Origin of the sequence: Magnetospirillum sp. UT-4 (genome assembly GCF_902729435.1) — a bacterium.
In the GTDB taxonomy this organism is placed as follows: Bacteria; Pseudomonadota; Alphaproteobacteria; order Rhodospirillales; family Magnetospirillaceae; genus Magnetospirillum.
Window position 1 is genome coordinate 1 of sequence record NZ_CACVCG010000114.1, and the last position, 614, is coordinate 614.

Here is a 614-nt window from a genome sequence, read left to right on the forward strand (position 1 = left end):
GGTCTGGTACCGTCGGAACATTCCAGCGGTACCACGGTGCGGCGCGGCGGCATCACCAAAGCCGGTAATGCCCTGGCCCGGCGGGCGCTGATCGAAGGCGCCTGGACCTACCGCATGCAGGCACGCGTAAGTCGCAAGTTGCACGACCGCATCGAGAACCTGCCCCAAGCCATCCGCGATATCGCCTGGAAGGCCCAGATCAGGCTGTGCGCCCGCTATCGCCGGCTGGCTGCGGCGGGCAAGGCCAAGGTGGTAGTGATCACCGCCATCGCCCGCGAGATGGTCGGCTTCCTTTGGGCCATTGCTCGGCAAGTGGAGGTTAAGCCGGCCGCCTGAACCGGCCGGCCGCCAGATCGGTGCCTATGGCTGGAGGCGGGGCGCGGTAGGGAACCCTCGTGCCTGTTATGAGCCAGCTCTTGCTGACGCTCGCCCTTTAGACCGAGGCAGCCCCAGGACGAAACCACGGTCATGCGGTATCCAACCCGCGTATGAGAGCTTGCTCAACCGTCGTCTTTAGGCCCCGCCTCCTGCCGTGGGCATCGCCGGAAATCAGCGTCTGGGCACAGCCAGGACGAAGTTGCTTGCCGGGAACCCTTGACTGCGAACATGAGAGC

The 614-nt window shown here is 65.3% G+C and carries 1 protein-coding gene; it reads left to right on the forward strand.

Annotated features, from left to right (window positions below; all coding sequences use genetic code 11):
- On the forward strand, positions 1-336 hold a 336-nt coding region (locus MTBUT4_RS15170; protein WP_173980541.1), incomplete at its 5' end, for a transposase.
- Positions 337-614 lie beyond the last annotated feature (278 nt).